Source organism: Streptomyces sp. SID5785, assembly GCF_009870065.1.
Classification (GTDB): Bacteria; Actinomycetota; Actinomycetes; order Streptomycetales; family Streptomycetaceae; genus Streptomyces.
The window spans coordinates 1-3474 of record NZ_WWIA01000767.1; the positions used below are offsets into that span (position 1 = coordinate 1).

Sequence of the window (3474 nt, forward strand, 5' to 3'; positions counted from 1 at the left end):
AGCCGCGGCTCCGCCCCATTGCAGGGCGCTTCTGCGCGGCAGTCCGTTCGGCATGACGCCCTCACTTGCGTAGTGAAAGGATTCAGATGGACGAGCGGGAGGCTATGTTCGCCCGTGCGTGCCGTCAAGAAGGTGCACACGATGAGCAGATCGGGGTGCGGAACGGTCGTCGATTGAAACGGGATTGAATCGATCAAGCGTCCCGATGTGTGGAGGGCGAAGAAGCCGAAGCGGTGCGAGCGATGAGTCCGGGCCCCGGATCGGGTCAGCCCTGGCATGCACCAAACCATTCCCGGCCTTCCGGGCCGTGCCGATCAGCAGAGCCCATCAGGAGAGCCGTCAGAAGCACCATCGGCCGAGCAGGCAGCCGAGCAGTCAGCAGAGCTGTCAGCCGAGCAGGCAGCAGCGCAGCCAGCAGGGCCGGTGAGCCGATGACCACGATCCAGGTCGACGACATCGCCCTGGGCATCGAGTCCTTCGGCGGCGAGGGCGACCCGCTCGTCCTCCTCGTGGGCGGGACCACGATGCTCTCCTGGCCCGACACCCTGTGCGCGCGCCTCGCGGCCGGCGGCCGCCGCGTGGTGCGCTACGACCTGCGCGACAGCGGGGCCTCCACGACGAAGGATCCCGAGGCCCTCGGCTACACCCTGCGTGACCTCGCCTCCGATGCGGCCCGGCTCGCCGACGCGCTCGGTGGACGTCCCGCGCACCTCGCGGGGGTCGGCGTCGGCGGGATGGTCGCCCAGGTGGCTGTGCTCGACCGTCCCGACGCGTTCCGCGCGCTCACGCTCGTCGGCACACGCTCCGTCGCCCCCGGGCCGCCCGACGACGACCTGCCCGACCACGACCGGGCCACCATGGGCAGGCTGTTCGCACGCCCGATGCCCGACTGGGCCGACCGCGAGGCCGTCGCCGCCTTCGCCGCCACCGGAGCGGAGATCCTCGGCGACGACCCCGCCGCGGCGCGCGCCCGTGCGCTGCGTGTCTGGGACCGTGCCCCCGACGCGTCGCCCCCGGTGCAGATGGCGAACCACCTGGGCATGGTGTTCTCGCGGCTCGACTGCACCCCGCGCTGGCGTGAACGCCTGCCGGAGATCGGCCTGCCCACGCTCGTCGTCCACGGCCGCCACGACCGGTTCTTCCCTGTCGGCAACGGCGAGGCCCTGGCGCGCGAGATCCCCGGGGCGCGTCTGCTCGTGCTCGAGGAGGCGGCCACGGCGATCCCCGACCGGGCGGCCGAGGAGATCGCCGCGGCGATGCTCGGGCTGGACGGGGACGACGGGCGCTGACCTTCGTCTCGTCGGTGGCCGCGCCCCGCGAGGGGCGCGGCCACCGCGGATCTCAGGCCCGCCGCCCGGTGACCGGAGGCGCCGACACCGCCGTGATGATCAACCCGTGCGCCACCGCCCACCGGCCCGTGAAGGTACGAGGCGCCGCGGAGGCCCCCGGAGCCGGGCCGCCCGGGTGCACGGACGCGTCGAAGTGCCCGCCCTCCGCCCGGAACACCACGTCGACATCCCCGAAGTCGAGAGGCGTCAGGGACAGCGGGTACCAGCACTTGTACACCGCCTCTTTCGCGGAGAAGAGCAGGCGGTCCCAGTGGATCGACGGATCGCCCTCGTGCCGTTCCGCCAACAGGCGCCGTTCGCGCGGCAGCGAGATCGTGGCGAGCGTGCCCTCGCGCAGGGCGGCGTGCGGCTCCGCGTCGATTCCCACGGCGGCGAGCCTGCGCCCGTCCGCCACCACGGCCGCCCGGTATCCGGCGCAGTGGGTCATGCTGCCGACCACCCCGTCCGGCCAGTGAGGTGCGCCTCCCGGCCCCCGGGGCACGGGCGCCGGAGCGTGCCCCAGCCGGGCCAGCGCCTGCCGTGCCAGATGGCGGACGGTGGTGGACTGACGGCGCCGTCCGGGGCCCGCGTGGACGAAGTCCCGCTCCTCCTCGTCCAGGAGCACGGCGCCCGGCAGGTCGCCGAACGCCTCGGCGCAGCACACGTCGCGGGGCAGGAGGGACTCGATCACGCGGGGTGCACCTTCCACACTCTGATCAGGGGTCGACAGCGGCGAACTCTCGGTTCAGGATGTCGTGTTGACCGGTGATCATCCATGGGGAGGGTTACGTTGGGCCAGGAACGATCGGACCTCGTCGCTGTAGTCGGTCTGGCCGGGCGGTTCCCCGGGGCCCCGGACGCCGACGCGTTCTGGAACCTGCTGGAGGCGGGCCGGGACGCCATCGGTCCCGTTCCCGGGGACCGGTGGGACCCGGACGAGGTGGTCGACCCGACGCGCACGATCCAGAGCGTCGGCGGATTCCTGGACGGCGTCGGTGAGTTCGACGCCGAGTTCTTCGGCATCTCACCGCGCGAGGCGCAGGTGATGGACCCTCAGCAACGGCTCGTGCTGGAGGCCGTCTGGCGGTCGCTGGAGGATGCCGGCCGGCCCGCCTCGGACCTGCGGGGCTCGCGGACGGGCGTGTACGTCGGCGGCCTGTGGCACGACTACGAACTGCTCCGCAAGGACACCGGATCCGGCCCGACCCAGCACAGCATCGTCGGGAACTCTCTCGACATCGTCTCCTCCCGGGTGTCCTACGTCCTGGGGCTGAGGGGCCCGAGCCTGACCGTCGAGAGCAGCTGCTCGTCGTCCCTGGTGGCGCTGCACCAGGCGTGCCAGGCGCTGCGCGCGGGCGAGATCGACGGGGCCCTGGTCGGCGGCGCCAATCTCATGCTCACCCCCGAAGTGACCGTGGGACTCACCCACTTCGGCGGTCTCTCGCCCACGGGACGCTGTCACGCGTTCGGCGCCGGAGCCGACGGGTTCGTCCGCGGCGAGGGTGTCGTGGCGGTCTACGTCAAGACCCTCGAGCGTGCGATCCGCGACGGGGACCGGATCCGCGCCGTGATCGTCGCCAGCGCCGTGAACAACGACGGCGGCGGGGACAGCCTCGTCACCCCGAACCCCGCGGCCCAGGAAGCGCTGCTGCGTGACGTGTACGGGCCGGGCCGCGTCCCCCTCGACCAGGTCGCCTACGTCGAGGCCCACGGCACGGGGACGGTACGGGGCGACGCCGCGGAGAGTGCCGCCCTCGGTGCCGTGCTCGGCGCGCCGTGCCCGCAGCGCACGCTGCACATCGGCTCGGTGAAGACCAACATCGGGCATCTCGAACCGGCCGCGGGCCTCGCCGGGCTGGTGAAGGCGGTCCTGGCCCTGGAGCACGGTGTCGTACCGCCGAGCCTGCACGCCGACGAGCTCAGTCCGGCCATCGACTTCGACGGGCTCAACCTCGCGGTGGCCCGGGACGCCCTGCCGCTGAAGCCCGGCAGCCACATCGGCGTCAACTCCTTCGGGTGGGGCGGGACCAACGCGCACGTCGTGCTCGCCGCGGCGCCCGCCGCAGACGCCGCCGGTCCCGACGAGGCACCGCGGCAGGACGCGACGGATCCGTTCCTGCTGCCGCTCAGTGCGCACAGCGAGGCG

General features: G+C 72.9%; 3 protein-coding genes. 2 read left to right on the plus strand and 1 reads right to left on the minus strand.

Annotated features, from left to right (window positions below; all coding sequences use genetic code 11):
* Positions 1-431: 431 nt before the first annotated feature.
* Positions 432-1289: an alpha/beta hydrolase gene (locus tag GTW43_RS25130; RefSeq protein ID WP_161304290.1), complete on the plus strand. Its 858-nt coding sequence runs from the start codon at positions 432-434 to the stop codon at positions 1287-1289.
* A 52-nt stretch (positions 1290-1341) separates the two neighbouring features.
* Here GTW43_RS25130 and GTW43_RS38550 read toward each other — a convergent pair whose 3' ends face one another.
* Positions 1342-2019 carry a 4'-phosphopantetheinyl transferase superfamily protein gene (locus GTW43_RS38550; protein ID WP_161304291.1) on the minus strand — a complete coding sequence of 226 codons (678 nt, stop codon included), beginning with the start codon at positions 2017-2019 and terminating at the stop codon, positions 1342-1344.
* 99 nt (positions 2020-2118) lie between these two features.
* On the opposite strand from GTW43_RS38550, the gene GTW43_RS25140 reads away from it, so the two are divergent.
* The coding region (locus tag GTW43_RS25140; protein ID WP_237536807.1) for a polyketide synthase at positions 2119-3474 on the plus strand (1356 nt) is incomplete at its 3' end.